The organism is Flavobacterium sp. ENC, assembly GCF_020991415.1.
Classification (GTDB): domain Bacteria; phylum Bacteroidota; class Bacteroidia; order Flavobacteriales; family Flavobacteriaceae; genus Flavobacterium.
In genome coordinates, this window is the sequence record NZ_JAJMOY010000007.1 from 157,525 (window position 1) to 170,787 (window position 13,263).

The 13,263-nt window shown below is 36.2% G+C and carries 10 protein-coding genes; 4 read left to right on the plus strand and 6 right to left on the minus strand.

Annotated features, from left to right (window positions below; genetic code table 11):
* Window positions 1-6: 6 nt before the first annotated feature.
* From LPB89_RS17940 to LPB89_RS17950, 3 genes are all read left to right on the plus strand, one after another.
* Complete coding sequence (locus LPB89_RS17940) at window positions 7-1,146, plus strand: glycoside hydrolase family 26 protein (RefSeq protein WP_230703063.1); 1,140 nt, start codon at window positions 7-9, stop codon at window positions 1,144-1,146.
* A gap of 184 nt (window positions 1,147-1,330) precedes the next feature.
* Window positions 1,331-1,711: an ankyrin repeat domain-containing protein gene (locus LPB89_RS17945; RefSeq protein WP_230703064.1), complete on the plus strand. Its 381-nt coding sequence runs from the start codon at window positions 1,331-1,333 to the stop codon at window positions 1,709-1,711.
* A 619-nt stretch (window positions 1,712-2,330) separates the two neighbouring features.
* The gene (locus LPB89_RS17950; RefSeq protein ID WP_230703065.1) at window positions 2,331-2,711 is read left to right on the plus strand and encodes an ankyrin repeat domain-containing protein; all 381 of its coding nucleotides are present in this window, start codon (window positions 2,331-2,333) and stop codon (window positions 2,709-2,711) included.
* Between the two features lie 204 nt (window positions 2,712-2,915).
* On the opposite strand, the gene LPB89_RS17955 is transcribed toward LPB89_RS17950, so the two are convergent.
* The 6 genes from LPB89_RS17955 to LPB89_RS17980 all read right to left on the minus strand — a co-directional run bounded on the left by LPB89_RS17955 (window position 2,916) and on the right by LPB89_RS17980 (window position 11,649).
* Window positions 2,916-6,014: an efflux RND transporter permease subunit gene (locus LPB89_RS17955; protein WP_230703066.1), complete on the minus strand. Its 3,099-nt coding sequence runs from the start codon at window positions 6,012-6,014 to the stop codon at window positions 2,916-2,918.
* A gap of 3 nt (window positions 6,015-6,017) precedes the next feature.
* The gene (locus LPB89_RS17960) at window positions 6,018-7,103 is read right to left on the minus strand and encodes an efflux RND transporter periplasmic adaptor subunit (RefSeq protein WP_230703067.1); all 1,086 of its coding nucleotides are present in this window, start codon (window positions 7,101-7,103) and stop codon (window positions 6,018-6,020) included.
* A 12-nt stretch (window positions 7,104-7,115) separates the two neighbouring features.
* The gene (locus LPB89_RS17965) at window positions 7,116-8,363 is read right to left on the minus strand and encodes a TolC family protein (protein ID WP_230703068.1); all 1,248 of its coding nucleotides are present in this window, start codon (window positions 8,361-8,363) and stop codon (window positions 7,116-7,118) included.
* A gap of 84 nt (window positions 8,364-8,447) precedes the next feature.
* A complete protein-coding gene (locus tag LPB89_RS17970) occupies window positions 8,448-9,809 on the minus strand; it encodes a HAMP domain-containing sensor histidine kinase (protein WP_230703069.1) in 1,362 nt (453 codons plus the stop codon).
* Window positions 9,806-10,486 (minus strand): response regulator transcription factor, encoded by a 681-nt coding sequence (locus LPB89_RS17975; RefSeq protein WP_230703070.1) that lies wholly within the window; start codon window positions 10,484-10,486, stop codon window positions 9,806-9,808. Before LPB89_RS17975 ends, LPB89_RS17970 begins: the two co-directional genes overlap by 4 nt.
* 74 nt (window positions 10,487-10,560) lie before the next feature.
* The gene (locus LPB89_RS17980; protein WP_127336348.1) at window positions 10,561-11,649 is read right to left on the minus strand and encodes a M42 family metallopeptidase; all 1,089 of its coding nucleotides are present in this window, start codon (window positions 11,647-11,649) and stop codon (window positions 10,561-10,563) included.
* 81 nt (window positions 11,650-11,730) lie between these two features.
* Here LPB89_RS17980 and LPB89_RS17985 point away from each other — a divergent pair, with 81 nt between their 5' ends.
* Entirely contained in the window at window positions 11,731-12,411 is a 681-nt protein-coding gene (locus LPB89_RS17985; protein WP_230703071.1) for a DUF4294 domain-containing protein, read from the plus strand.
* Window positions 12,412-13,263: the final 852 nt, after the last annotated feature.

Here is a 13,263-nt window from a genome sequence, read left to right on the forward strand (position 1 = left end):
TAAACCATGAAATGTATACCCAATAAAAAAAATGCCTTGCTATTTCTATGTATGATAGCAGGGCATTTTCTTTTTGCACAGCTTGATAAGCAAGCCACTAAGGAAACAAAGGCTTTGTATAGGAATCTCAAACTAATATCAAAAAAGCATATTCTTTTCGGACATCAGCATGCGCTGGAATACGGTCATGGATGGTCAGATGAAGAAGACCGGTCGGATGTGAAGTCCGTGACGGGTTCACATCCGGCTGTTGTTGGCATTGATTTTAGCGGATTTTCAGGCCATTCGAAAGAAGAAATTGAAAAGACTGCTGCCCTTCTGAAAAAGAATGTAATCGCAACTTATGAGCGTGGCGGAATTACAACCGTTTCCTGGCATTTCAGAAATCCGGTTTCCAATGAAGGTTTTTACTGGAAAGATTCTTCTTCGGTGGCTGCGATGGCATTGATTAAACCCGGAGGGTCGCATCACGAAGAATACAAAACGATTTTAAAAACTATTGCTGATTTTGCACATTCTGTTAAAGGAAAAGACGGAACACTAGCCCCAATGATTTTCAGGCCTTTTCATGAGTTTGACGGAGATCGGTTCTGGTGGGGAAAAAAGTATACCTCACGGGAAGATTTTATGGCGGTCTGGCAATTTACAGTTGCTTATTTAAGAGACACATTAAAGGTTCATAATTTTATTTACGCCTTTTCACCGGACACCAGATTCAATTCTGAAACAGAATATTTAGAACGTTATCCCGGTGATGCTTTTGTAGATCTGTTCGGTCTTGATGATTACGGCGATTTTGGAAGGGACGGAAAATATAATTTAGAAGCCGGACTGCAGCAACTTACGATAATTTCAGATTTGGCGATCAAAAAGAATAAGCTGGCTGCTTTTACCGAGACGGGATTAGAATCAATTCCGAATGCAAATTGGTGGACAGAAACGCTATTAAAAACCTTAAAATCCAATAACCTGCAATTGGCTTATGTTTTGGTTTGGAGAAATGATGCCACCAGCCCAACTCATTTTTATGCACCATTTCCCGGTCAGGCCAGTGTTCCTGATTTTATAAATTTTTATAATGACGCTTTTACTTTATTTGAAAAAAATCTGATGCATGTTTATGATAATAGACTTATAATTAATTAGTTAATGGCATGAAAAAAGAAAATGCAATTCAGATTGAAATGAGTTGCATTTTTTTTATTTGTATTTTTTTTCATTTAACTGTAACATTTTAGCTCTTTAGTAGTCTATTGTATTGTAACCGGTATTTAATTACAGGTCTATATTTAAATCATCATAATCATCAATCATTTAACAAACAATCGTCATGAAAAAATCAGTAATTATTTTAGGAGTAGCTTTATTAGCATTTGCAAATGTAGCAATGGCTTCCAGTCAAAAATCTTCAGTAGAAGGTCAAATCGAATTAAGAGTTTCCAACGGTTCACCATTACATTTTGCTATCAGCAAAGGTGATATTGAAGGCGTTAAAAAATGTATCGAGTACGGTGCAGATGTAAATAAAATCGTAAGGGACATGTCGCCTTTGATGCTTGCTGCACGCTACAATAATCCGGAAATCATTAAAATTTTGCTGGAAAACGGCGCTAAACCTTCTGTAGAGAATGACAAAGGACTTACCGCTTTAAAATATGCCGAATATTCAAAATCAACAGAATGTATCGCTATTTTGAAAGGGCTGAAATAAAATATAACCTTCATCGCATAGTAACACAAAAGCGCAATTTAAACTGAATTGCGCTTTTTTTTATAAGCTAAAGTATTGCCCCATTTTTGTTCAGAGACTATCAAGTTCCGTTTTTAAATCTTTCCGGTCATTTGAGATTTCATCAGCGTTTAGAAGATGATTGTTTGCCAATTTTATCAACCTCTTTTTTTAGGCTAATTACGATAAATTTAAGTATTTTCGTATTTTTTAATTTTTTTTGAAAATAATTAATTTACATGATTTTAGTATGAATTATAAGCCAAAAAAATGATTTTAATTAAAAAGTGAGATCTTTTTTATACATAAAATTAAAGTAAAGTTAAAAAAGTAATGTTTTGCTTTTTCAAATTTGAAAATATTCGATGATTATTTTTTAAAAATATTCGAATATGTGTAACATTTCTACCTTTGCAGCGTCTATTACATAGAATTAGTCAAAAATTACAGACCATTAATTAAGAATCATTAACAAAAGGTTAAGAATTAGTTAAAACACGGTACCTTGTAATACAATATACTGATTTTTAATTTACATTTGTACAAGTATTTAAGATCATCAATCATATTTTATCAATCAATTTTAACAAACAAAACCATTATGAAAAATTCAGTTATTTATTTAGGACTAGCTTTAGTAACATTTGCAAATGTTGCAATGGCTTCAAATCAAAAAGCAGTTGTTAACGAACAAGTTGTAATCTCTTTATACGATTCAACTCCGTTGAATGTTGCTGTTAGCAAAGGAGATGTTGAAGTAGTGAAAAAATTTATTGAATACGGAGCTAATGTAAACGAAAAATCAGGCGATATGTCTCCTTTAATGACTGCAGCCCGTTACAATAGAGTTGAGATTATTAAACTTTTATTAGCTAGTGGCGCTCGTCCTTCTGATAAAAATGAGCAAGGATATACAGCTTTGAAATATGCACAGTTATCAAACGCTACAGACGCTATTGCTATTTTAAAAGACTTAAAATAAGAAACAGTTTAAAAAGAGTTTGAGTTAGTATAATTAAACGGCCTTCCCTGAGCAGAAGGCCGTTTTTTTGTTTGAAAATGTTTCTGGACTATAACACAGCTATGAAGAGTTCACAAAATCAAAAAAGCACCATTATGACTAATGATGCTTTTCTTTTTAAACCAAACCAGATTAATTTAGCCAACATATTTATTTTAAAGTCCGCTATTCAATAGGGACATCTTTTTTGCGGTTGAATACCCAGAAAATAATTGGGAAAACCAATAGAGTCAGAATCGTTGCTGTAATTAAACCTCCAATAATAACAATCGCCAATGGTTTTTGTGACTCAGAACCAATTCCTGTCGAAATGGCCGCCGGCATCAAACCTATTGAGGCCATAAGGGCCGTCATCACTACCGCTCTTGTTCTGGCCTTAACGCCTAGAAATATTGATTCCTCAAGTGTTAATTTGGATTTCAGATTGTGATGAAATTCCGATATCAGAATTACCCCGTTCTGGATACAGATTCCAAGTAAGGCAATAAAACCAACCCCGGCTGAGATTCCGAAATTCATACGGGTAAGGTGCAAAGCAATAATTCCACCGATGATTGCAAAGGGAACATTGGCTAAAACCAGTAATGAATCTTTAATGTTTCCGAAAAGGATAAACAGCAATACAAAAATCCCGATTAAACTGATTGGAACCACCTGTGCCAGACGCGCACTGGCACGAACCTGATTTTCGAATTCTCCTGTCCAGCCTACTGTATATCCGGATGGGAGTTTCATTTTGGCTACTTTTGCCTGTGCTTCTGCAATGGTACTTCCCAAATCCCTGTCGCGAACTGAAAATTTAACCCCGATAAAACGTTTGGTATTATCTCTGTAAATAAAAGCAGGGCCGGTAATCGTCTTGATATCGCAGATCTCTTTCAAAGGAATTTTTATGCCGCTGATCGTAGGAACTTTAAGTTCACTGATATCATTTTCATCTTTACGGTACTCTTTCGAAAAACGAACCCTTACATCAAATTTTTTCTCATCTTCATATTTCTGAGTGGCTGTTTTTCCTCCAAAAGCAAGTTCCAGAACGGCCTGAGCATCACTTAGTGTTACGCCGTAAGCAGCCATTTTATCCCGGTCCAGAATTACGCTTATCTCCGGCTGCCCCACATTTCTAAGGATACCAACATCTTTAATCCCCGGAATATCTTTTATCTGTTTTAAAACCTCATTCGATAATTCGTCAAGTTTGTCCAGATCATCTCCGTAAATTTTCACTGCATTGGAGGCCTTGAATCCTGCTACGGATTCCGCAACATTATCAATTACTGGTTGTGAATAGTTATACGTGATTCCCTGATGCACTTTTAGCTTTTTATCCATTTCGTTAATTAGGTCATCCATAGAAATTTTTCTTTTCCATTCTGATTTGGGTTTTAAATCAACCTGAAGCTGTATGAAACCAAAGCCATTCGGATCCGTTCCGTCGTTACTTCTTCCTGTTTGGGATAAGACATTTTTTACTTCCGGAAATGTTTCCAGATCTTTTCGGATCACGGCAGCAGTTTCGACACTTTCGGGCAGGGAAGTACTCATCGGAAGTTCTGCGGTAACCCATAAAGCTCCTTCATTTAACTGAGGTAAAAATTCTGTTCCTAAAAAGGAAGCTGAGAAAAAGACCGTTGCCAGAATTGCGATGGAAGCGATAAGCGTTTTTACTTTGTGTTTGAATGTCCACGCAAAGCCTTTGTCTACAATTCTGTTCCAGAAATTAACAAAAGGATTGTTCTTTTCTTTTACATTTTTATTTAAAAGAAGGTGTGATAGAACAGGCACCAGTGTCAGCGTGAAAAGTAACGCTCCCATTAAGGCAAATCCTAATGTATAGGCGAGGGGAGAGAACATTTTTCCTTCTACTTTCTGAAACGAGAAAATGGGAAGCAAAGCCGTAATAATGATCAGTTTTGAAAAAAAGATGGCTTTACCCATTTCAGCTCCTGTTTTTTTAATCAGGCTGCCTTTGGCAATTTTATTATAAGCCGTCATCCCCAGTTGATGCGCCCTGTGGTCCAGCACCACAAACAATCCTTCCACCATCACCACGGCGCCATCAATGATAATTCCGAAATCGACTGCTCCTAAACTCAGTAGGTTGGCGCTCATTCCCATCATTTTCAGGCACAAAAAGGCAAATAATAAGGACAACGGAATTACAATAGAAACCGTAAAAGTGGTTCTCCAGTCGGCCATAAAAAGAAAAACCATACAGGTAACCAGAATAATACCTTCTAATAAATTATGCATTACCGTTTCCGTCGTGAAATTCATCAGATTGTCACGATCGTAAAAGGTTTCTATTTTGATATCTTTTGGAAGGATATTTTCATTCAGGTCTTTTATTTTGTCTTTAATCAATGCCAGGGTTTCCTGCGGATTTTCTCCCTTGCGCATTACGACTATACCTTCAACAGCATCATCATTTTTCCCTATGCCTGTTTGTCCCACCCTTGGCATGGCGCTTTCGTAAACGTTGGCTAAATTCTTAACCAGGATCGGATTTCCGTGAGCATCATCCACAATAATATTTTCGATGTCGGAAATTGATTTTAACAAACCAACACCTCTGACCACAAACGCCTGACCGTTCTTTTCGATAACATCACCGCCCACATTTAGATTTCCTGCATTGACTGCATTGTAAACCTGCAGCGGTGTAATGTTGTATTTTGCCAGTTTTATTGGATCAACACCCACTTCATACGTTTTGGTCTGACCGCCAAATACATTCAGATCGGCAACACCCGGAAGCGCGCGAAGCTGTTTGTCGATTACCCAGTTCTGATACGTCAGTAATTCCCGGCTGTCCCTGCTGTCACTTTTTACAATATATCGGAATATTTCACCCGTCGGACCGTATGGAGGCTGTACATCCGGCTCAACATCATCGGGAAGAGAGACATTTTTAAGTAAGTTATTTACCTGAAAACGGGCAAAAGTATCGTCTACACCATCGTCAAAAATGATTTTGATTACTGATAAACCAAACATCGTGATACTGCGGACGCTGGTCTTTTTTTGTACCGAGTTCATGGAAATTTCAATAGGAGAAGTAACAAAACGCTCTACTTCTTCAGCACTTTTTCCGTTCCATTGTGTGATAATGATAATTTGGGTATTGGTAACATCCGGAAAAGCATCAATTGGCATAGTCTTAAAAGAAATAAACCCTGCCACTGCCAGTAATCCAACCCAAAAAAAGGTAAACGCTTTATTCTTTAGCGAAAAAGCAATAATATTTCGTATGAATTTGTTCATGTCTTATTCGTTTAAAGCGCGATAAATAAATAACTGATTGTTGGTGATGACTTTTTCGTTGTCTTTTAAACCACTTGAAATATAGGTAATGTCACCAACCTGTCTGTAAACTTCAACCTGTCTCGTTTCGATATTGTTGCGGTCTTTAAAAATCATTACGAAGTTTTTACTTTTATCAAAAACAATCGCTTTGCTTGGAATGGCAATCATATTGGTGCCTTCGCTAAAAGATAATTTTATGTTTGCATTCATATCGGGTTTCAGTAAATAATCAGTGTTTTTTAGTTTTATCCGGGCCTGCATGGCTTTGGTTTCCGGATCAATTACATTGAAAATCTTATCTACTTTTCCTTTGAATATTTTATCAGGATAACTTAAAGTCGTTACATCAGCATCGATGCCTAATTTTACTTTATTGATATCAATTTCATTAATATTGGCCAACGCCCACACTTCACTGATTTCAGCAATGTCAAAAATGTTTTCTGAACGGTCATTTCGCAAAAGCATATCCTGATTGATACTTTTTTGAATAATAAAACCACTAATTGGCGCGGTTACTTCGTAAATTGAACCTGCTTTTATGTTGTAGATTTTATAGGTTTCCTGAATTTTGTTCAACTGGGATTGCGCTTTATTTACTTCCGATTTGGCCTGAAGTACATCACTTTCAGAATTTAGTTTTCCGTCAAATAGTTCCTGAGCGACTTTCAAACCATTTTTGGCTACCAGTAAATCGCTTTTCGCATCAATAGATTGTTTTTCGAAATCAGCGATGTCAGTACTTTTTATAGTAGCGAGAACCTGGCCTTTGCGGACATAATCTCCAAGTTCTACATTTACTTTTACCACATTACCTCCGACTAGTGGATAAACATCAATCATTTTATTGTTGTCTGCTGTAATCTTTCCGTAAAAACTCAGTTCATTTTTTACCGGTTGGGTCTGGGCTTCGGCGGTTGTGGTCGTTTTTAGCATGGCATCACTTAGTGCAAAAGTGGTACTGGTTTCCGGATTTTCAACTTCCTTTTTGCAGCTTACGATTGATAAACTCACAAGAGCAATTCCTATAATTAGTTTATATTTCATCTTTATTTGATTTTAGAATAAGTCTTTGTTGATTGTACTATTTAATTCTTCGCCGGAAAGCACCACTTTTTTCTTCAGTTCATTTACCTGAACAGCGGCTTGATTATAGCTTTCCATAAAATCAGTAAATTCAAGTAAGCTAATGTTTCGCTTTTGGAAATTGGTCAGGATACCGTTGTAAACCGCTTCAAAATCAGAGTTCACCGTTGGTTTTATCACAATGTAATTTTTTCGTGACTCGTCCCATTTGTTCCAGGCAGCAGTGATTTCAGTCTGCAATTGCAGGTCAAAATTTTGCTTTTCTATTTTTGACTGCTCTAAAATCGTTTGTGCATATTTGATATTTCCTTTGTTTTTGTTCCATAAAGGCAATGGAATTCCGAGCGTAAGATTCGCCTCTTTGTTAAAAGCGCCGCTTCGCTGATCATAAGTTGCTCCCACAGTTATATCAGGAATTGAGAGCGATTTTTGCCATTTCACATTCAGTTCGTTTGCTTCAATATCTTTTTGTTTGACTAAATAATCAGGACGATTGGCAATAGCGTCAGCTTCAAAACTTTGAAGATCAAAAGGAATTGTTTTTGTGTATTTGTTAAATTCATCACCCGAAACATTTGGAACAACATTTTCAGTGGTATTTAATAACAGTTTCAGGTTTGCCTGCTCCTCGATATTGCTGTTAACGACTTCCATACGTTCATTTTTGAAGTTTAAAAACAAGGATTGCAGACGAACAACATCCCGCAAAGGAACATTTCCTTTTTGCGCCTGAATCGAATAGGAATTAATTAAATCTTCAATGTGAGCAAGCTGCCTGTCGGTAGTTTCAAGACTTTTCGTATTGTAATAAACGGTGAAAAAACTTTTACGCAATTGCAATTTTAGTGTTCGTAACAGGTCATTAAATTGTAATTCTGCCAGTTTTTCATTGGTCTGTGCTAATTTTATTTCATTGCGTTTTTTTCCGCCCAAATAAATCAATTGCTCGATACCAAATGCTTTCTGACCTTCTTTCCCAATATCAAAGTATTGATTTCTTTCGGGGTTATAAGCATTTAGTTCTGCTGTAATAGTCGGATTATCCCAGATACGCGCCTGAATGGTCAGTGCTTTCGACGCATCAATATTGTATTGAGACGCTAACAAAAAGAGATTTTTTTTTAGAAATTGGCTTTCACAGTCCTGAAGTGTAACTGTATTTTGAGCCAATACTACCTGATTGAACAATACAAGTAGTAATAATGCACATAGTTTTCTCATTGTATCATTTTTAATTTGTACAAATATGCTATCGGCAAGCTTTAAGAGGGCTTAAAATCTACCTTAAAATTAGCTTAAAAATACTTACAAATTAAAAAACAACTGAAATAAATTCGTGTTAATATCTGATACAGAATAGTTTATTGTTGCTTTGTGCAATGTTAATATACGCTGAACAATTCTTAAACCCAGGCCAAATCCCGTCGTTCCTTTTGAATTTTTGCCGCGCATAAACGGCTGAAAAAGGTTTTTTTGCTCTTCTTCACTTAAGGTAGTTCCTGTATTGGAAATCGAGATAATCAGGTTTTTGTCATCTGAGCTTATTTTCACCTTTGCCTGTTTGTTATCGGAATAAACACAGGCATTTTTTAGAACATTGCCCAAAGCGATTTCAAGCAAGTTTTTATTGCCTTTTATTTCTAATGCAGTATCGAGGTTTTCACTTTCTTCTATTTCAAATAAAATGACGAATTCAGGAAAGCTTTTGTTCAGATTTTCGATCGCAGCAAACAGAATTTCATCCATGCGATGTACTTCATTGTTTTCGTGGTTCTGAGTGTCGATTTTCGATAAAATCAGTAAAGAATTAATCAGTTCCGTTAATTGGTTGACATCCGATAAGATAGTTTTTAAGAATGATTTACTGTCAGGGCTTGTTTTACGGTCTGCGGCTACATTCTCTATTTGGGAAGTAATTCGGGACAGGGGAGTCCTAAGTTCGTGAGAAGCATGCGCTGTAAATTCTTTTTGTTTCTGATACGAAACCTCAATGCGGTCCATCATGAAATTAAATTCATTTGCAATCAGGTCAATTTCATTTTTACTGCTTTTTGTTTCGACACGGGTATCGAGATTATTTTCGTTTATGTTTTTTATCTTCTGATGAAAAGCATTAAGCGGATTCATTATTTTTCTGACAGCAAAAGAAGTCGCTATCCAACATACACAGGTGAAAAAGATATAGGATATAATTAAGGTATAGCGTAGAAATAGTAATTTCTTTTTTCCATAATCATCTGTTGCGGAGATCAGGGCATAAAAATCTTTATCATTTGTATCATAAAAGACGCCATAAACTTCATAATCTCCCTGTTGCTTAAAGAAGGTTTTGTTTTTCTTTAAATATTTCAGATCGGCAACGGACCAGTTGATCTTTGCATCGTCAATACTGCTATAGATAAGTTTATAGTTAGAATCGAAAACTAACGTCTTTTCATCGTATAGTTTATTGATAGAGTTCTGATCAATGATTTTCAAAAGCTGATTGTCGATCTGCTTCACATTTACCAAAAGCTTAATGTTGGAAAGCGCCTTAATTTCCAATCGGTCACGGAATTCTTCTTTTCTGTAATTGGAATATAAAATGAATATCACGGTAGAAGCCAACCCAAAAAGGATTGTAAACAATAAACTGACTAAAAGTGATATCCTGTTTTTTAATGTCATTCCTGATCGCTTAAATAATAACCGTAACCAATTTTGGTTCGGATCAGTTTTGTTTCATGGTCTTTATCAATTTTCTTTCGCAAAAAATTAATATAAACTTCAATCGTATTCTGATTGGTTTCGATGTGATAATCCCAGAGTTTTTCTGCAATAAACTGTTTCGATAAAACCTTTCCTTTGGCATGTGCCAGAATTAGAATCAGCTTAAACTCTTTTGGTGTCAGTTTGATTTCTTCTCCCGAGCGAAACACTTTCATCTCTTCTTCCAGAATTTCCAAATCCTGAATCATGATTTTACTTTCAACGTGTTGCGGAATTTCCTTTCGCCTTAATAAAGAGGATATTCTTGCGTACAGCTCTTCAAAATGAAAAGGCTTGACCAGATAATCATCTGCACCATTGTCAAAAGAAGCTAATTTATCTTCAATTTCGCTAAAAGCGGTCAGCATAATGATGGGAGTTTTTTTATCTGTTGCCCGGATACCTTTGCACACCTCGATGCCGTTTATTCCCGGAACATTAATATCCAGGATTATTAAATCATAATCGTGGGGACTATATTTTTTCAATAATAAAGAACCATCGTAAAAAGGAAAACACTCGAATTCCTTTGAAGTAAAGAACGCTGAGATTTCTTTAGATAAGGTAAAATCGTCTTCGAGTAATAAAATCTTCATGCCGTTTTGTATTGGTCAATTCGGTTATTCAATACGATAATCAAATAACCGAAGTAACGTTTTTTATTTTTTTATTATTTGAAATAAGAAAAAGTTTCATTGTTTTCAATTTTCAGCAATGATTCATAAATCAACTGAATCACATTTTCCACATCTTCTCTGTGAACCATTTCAACAGTAGTATGCATATAGCGCAGCGGAAGAGAAATCAATGCCGAAGCTACACCACCGTTACTGTAAGCAAAAGCATCCGTATCAGTTCCTGTTGCACGCGAAGTGGCATGACGCTGGAAAGGTATTTTATTTTCCACGGCAGTATCCACAATTAAATCACGCAATTTGTTTTGTACTGCCGGAGCGTAAGCAATAACAGGGCCTTTCCCCATTTTAAGATCGCCTTCCACTTTTTTATCAATCATAGGGGTTGTCGTGTCGTGGCATACATCCGTTACGATGGCAACGTTTGGTTTAATGGTATGTGCGATCATTTCAGCACCACGTAAACCAATTTCTTCCTGAACTGAATTTACGATATACAAACCAAAAGGTAATTTTTTCTTATTTTCATGAAGTAAACGGGCCACTTCAGCAATCATAAAACCACCCATTCTGTTATCAATGGCACGACAAACAAATTTATTTTCGTTCAGAATCATAAATTCGTCCGGATATGTAATCACACAACCCACGTGAACACCCATTGCTTCCACCTGTTCTTTCGTTTCACAACCTAAATCAATAAAAATATTGCTGATTTTCGGTGACTCTTCCTTATCACGCAGACGCGTATGAATTGCCGGCCAGCCGAAAACACCTTTTACAATCCCTTTTTTGGTATGAATGTGAACCCTTTTCGATGGTGCAATCTGATGATCAGAACCACCATTTCGTATTACATATAATAAACCATCGTCAGTAATGTAATTCACATACCATGAAATTTCATCGGCATGACCTTCAATAACCACTTTAAAAGGGGCATCCGGGTTGATAACTCCCACGGCCGTTCCGTAAGTGTCCGTAATAAAAGTGTCTACATAAGGTTTCAAATAATTCATCCAGAGTTTTTGCCCTTCGCTTTCGTAGCCGGTAGGGGAGGCGTTATTTAGGTAGCTTTCCAGGAAAGCAATTGAGGTATCTTTTAAGATAGATGCTGTACTCATAAAAATATTTTTTTGCTAATTTATAAATTTGGTATCAGAGTTGTATATAAATATATAATTTTACACTTAAATTATGATTCAATGAGATTTACCTACTGCATTTTATTCTTTATAATGATTTCGTTTACCAGTCAGGCACAAGTTACGCCTAAACAAAATCAGGAAATGGGTTATACACTAACCGAACAGGATTCAATTCTAAACGATACAATTGAATTGCCTGAGATTATTATTTCCAAAGAGAAATTAGATCCCGAAGCACAAAAGCAGTTTCTGATTCTTCAAAACCGGGTTTACAAAGTGTATCCGTACGCGAAATTAGCTGCCGACAGACTGACGGCATTAAATCAGGGAATGGCACGACTAAAAACCAATCGTGAAAAGAAAAAGTATTTTAAGATTGTAGAAGACTACCTTAATAATGAGTTTGAAGCAAGGCTAAAGAAGCTTTCCCGAAAACAAGGACAAATTCTGGTAAAGCTCGTCCATCGACAGACCGGTATTACCACCTATGAGCTCATTCGCACATTAAAAAGTGGTTTCAAAGCCTTTGTATCAAATACCACTGCCAATTTATTTGACATCAGTTTAAAAGCCGAATACAAACCCTATGAATCCAACGAAGACTACCTCATAGAAACAATTCTTCTAAGAGGATTCGAATCCGGCCGACTGGTGAATCAGAAACCGGCCAATCCCGTAAACTACGATGATCTTATGAACTACTGGGAATCAAAAGCCAAAGCAGTAAACAAAAAATAGTATCTCCTATATATAAGGAATGATTTCATTTTTACAACCCGACAGTTTTCCAAACCTGTCGGGTTCTTTTTTATACATTATATATAAGGTATACAGCAATTATCGTGTCCGTCTCAAAGAATTCGAAGCCTTTGGAATTTGGAATTTAATTAGGAGCTATTTCCCGCTGTCCGTTGCAATCTTTTGCTTTTTGTCTGCAAAAAGCAAAAGGATTTCCACTTCCATCGGGGCTAGGGCAGTAGTTTTCAAAAGAGATATTCCGTAAGGAGAGAAACTTAGCGCCTCTGCGCCTTTGCGTGAACCAATGATAGTGCCGAATTTAAAGGTGTCTTTTCTGCAAACCACCCACAAGCAAAAAGATTTCCACTTCCATCGGGGTTAGGGCGGTAGTTTTTAAAAAGGATATTCCGTAAGAAGAAAAACTTTGCGCCTTTGCGTGAACCAATGAAGATGCTGAATTTAAAAGTATCATTTAGTGAAATCCTTAAAAATGGCACCTTGTTAAAAGCTTAAAATAAGAAAAGCGCAATAGCCTCCTGAATTTTCCTACAAAATAAAAAATTGTTTAATTTGTAAAAACTCTGTTATCAGAGAGTTAAGAAAAAGTTTTAAAAAAGGTTGAAATTATATAATAAAAAGGCTTGGAAATGTAAATAAAGAGCCTACTTTTGCACCCGCAACAGCGACAAACGTTCCAGGAAATACTGACAGGCATACGAATCGAAGAGAAAATTTATTTTCAAAAAAAGATTCCAAAAAGCTTGTGAGATTTGAAAACGGATGTTACATTTGCACCCCGCAAAACATGGGAAGTTCATTGAAAGATTGGTAAGAAAGTATAAAGAGATGAGG

Coding starts and splice junctions, on each gene's coding strand:
- LPB89_RS17960 (WP_230703067.1), bottom strand. CDS start 7,103: ATGAAATATAAACTAATTATAGGAATTGCTCTTGTGAGTTTATCAATC.
- LPB89_RS17955 (WP_230703066.1), bottom strand. CDS start 6,014: ATGAACAAATTCATACGAAATATTATTGCTTTTTCGCTAAAGAATAAA.
- LPB89_RS17985 (WP_230703071.1), top strand. CDS start 11,731: ATGAGATTTACCTACTGCATTTTATTCTTTATAATGATTTCGTTTACC.
- LPB89_RS17965 (WP_230703068.1), bottom strand. CDS start 8,363: ATGAGAAAACTATGTGCATTATTACTACTTGTATTGTTCAATCAGGTA.
- LPB89_RS17945 (WP_230703064.1), top strand. CDS start 1,331: ATGAAAAAATCAGTAATTATTTTAGGAGTAGCTTTATTAGCATTTGCA.
- LPB89_RS17940 (WP_230703063.1), top strand. CDS start 7: ATGAAATGTATACCCAATAAAAAAAATGCCTTGCTATTTCTATGTATG.
- LPB89_RS17950 (WP_230703065.1), top strand. CDS start 2,331: ATGAAAAATTCAGTTATTTATTTAGGACTAGCTTTAGTAACATTTGCA.
- LPB89_RS17975 (WP_230703070.1), bottom strand. CDS start 10,486: ATGAAGATTTTATTACTCGAAGACGATTTTACCTTATCTAAAGAAATC.
- LPB89_RS17980 (WP_127336348.1), bottom strand. CDS start 11,649: ATGAGTACAGCATCTATCTTAAAAGATACCTCAATTGCTTTCCTGGAA.
- LPB89_RS17970 (WP_230703069.1), bottom strand. CDS start 9,809: ATGACATTAAAAAACAGGATATCACTTTTAGTCAGTTTATTGTTTACA.